Origin of the sequence: Methanoregula sp. (assembly GCF_002835825.1) — an archaeon.
In the GTDB taxonomy this organism is placed as follows: Archaea; Halobacteriota; Methanomicrobia; order Methanomicrobiales; family Methanospirillaceae; genus Methanoregula.
On sequence record NZ_PIZH01000370.1, the window covers coordinates 1 to 2,139 of the forward strand.

The window sequence follows — 2,139 nt, forward strand, 5'->3', positions numbered from 1 at the left end:
ACTGGAAAGTACTAGTGACAGATAAACAAGCAGATCTGATGGAAGATCTGCTAGCAATCAGCAGAAACGGCACATATTTTGATAAGAATAAAAATCTAATTTCAATTGTTAATAATTATCAGAAAACAGGATACGGCGGTTGGATTTTTCTCGGTGTTCTTGATGAACGGAGTCCAGTTGAGGAAGTGGAACTGCATGGGAAAATTATCCATCGGGGATCCCAAAACGAACGCCTTGCATTGGAAGTGATGTGCCGGACAGATTGCCGGGCTCGACCCGTTGCGTGGTTCAACGATCCAAGATTGACCGGCCCCAAAAATACTACGCGATGGAGCGGTATAATTGGGCTATGAAAGCATTCGGAGTTTTGCCTAAGTCTGAACGCTTTAGTGAGAAAGCACAGCGACTCCAATCAATTATCATGCGAGATAATTGTGATGCCGATCTGGGGTGCCCCTGAAATAGAGATATAATTAAGATTTCAACCGTTTTGCAATGACGTTAAAATTGCAGTCGTTTTCTTCGCGATTCCAGAGCTTGCATAACTTTTCCATACAAGTAGCACCTTTTCCTCCAACGTATGTCCAATTAAAATAAAATGGACAGGCTATACCATCTTCCATACAATTCCGTTCGACCTTTCTTTATAACAATTTTTCCTGATCTTCATTCATGAGCCTGACCGGTGCCATCCGATCATTATTCGTTGAAGTGGGTCTTGTCGATGCTGCGACAGATCCCATGGCGAAGATCAATAAGGAAGCGGATAAAACAAAGGAAACCCTCGGGGGTGTTTCCAAGGCTGCCAAGGAGGCCGGGGACTCGTACCGAAACGTTTTCCTTGGCGTTGGGGCAGCTGCCGGTGTCGGTGGTGCTTTTGGCCTCGCATATTTCAGCAAAGGCACCAAGGATCTGGCCGAATACCAGGACGCCATGGTAACCTTCCGGACGAACATGGGCAGCGAAACCGATCAGATGCTCGCAGAAATGAAACGCGCTTCCGGGGGCGTGATCAACGAGACCGAGCTGATCCAGAAAGCGAACCTTGCAATGCTGCTCGGGATCAACAAAAACGCGCTCTCGCCCATGACGCAGATGGCTCGTGCAGCCGCCCGGCAACTTGGCGGGGACGTGTCGTACTACTACAACTCACTGATGGTCGGTACCGCCCGTGAATCAAAACTCTGGCTGGATAACCTTGGTATCATCATCGATATCGATGCCGCCAACAAGAAATACGCCCAGACCCTCGGCATCAGCGCGAATGCACTCACTCAGGAACAGCAGAAGATCGCGTTCGTAAACGAGGTCCTGGCTCACCAGGGCGATATCCTCAGTAAGGTGGACCTCACCCAGGAGTCCATGAATGAGGAGATCCAGCGCAGCACTGTCACCTGGGCGGAGCTGCAGCGGGAGATCACAAGCGGTGCCCTCCCGGTTATCCTTTCGGTTGTGAAGACCATCAACTGGGGCATCGATGTTATCCGAGGCCTTCCCGGACCGGTGAAGGGCGCGATCGGGATTGTGGGGATCCTCGCCACGGGGATGTTACTCCTGGGCTCGTTCACGCTGTTGAATGCTGCAGCATTCATGATGCTCAATAAAGAGTTGGTTGCGATTTCAACTACCGGAACTTTTTGGGGGGGTGTGCAGGCCATGCTCATAGGAAAAACCGGCATTCTGACCGGTGCCGTCAGCCTGTTGACTGGGGCATATACGGCCCTGGCCGCGTCCGAGCTTGCGGTCCTCTGGCCGCTGATTCCCCTAGTCGGGATCCTCTACCTGCTCTGGGACCTGCACACCAAGGGGTGGAAAGATTCCATGCTCGGTCAGTCCATCCAATGGCTTGCTGATACGGTACCGGGCGTCCGGGCCGGGTTCGAGTGGCTGACGGCATCTGTCAAGGGTCTTTGGGAATGGATAACGAAGATTCCGACAGCAATTGCAGAAGCCTGGTCGACCGTTACGGATCACCCGTTGTTCAAGGTCGCGAGCGTGATGTTTGCCCTTACTCCTATGGGAGCGGCGATCAACAGTGCCCGCCTGGTCAGTGCTGCGGCGCCGGTTGTGATACCCAGCGCTGAACGATTGATCTCGAGCACGAGTTCGCGGTCCGTGCGGGCCGGGGACGTGCACTAC

At 52.6% G+C, this 2,139-nt stretch carries 2 protein-coding genes; both read left to right on the plus strand.

The window, feature by feature from the left end; genetic code table 11:
• Nucleotides 1–353 (plus strand): hypothetical protein (locus CW742_RS11165; protein ID WP_292420400.1); only part of this gene is annotated, 353 nt, incomplete at its 5' end.
• A gap of 319 nt (nt 354–672) precedes the next feature.
• On the plus strand, nt 673–2,139 hold a 1,467-nt coding region (locus tag CW742_RS11170), incomplete at its 3' end, for a hypothetical protein (protein ID WP_292420402.1).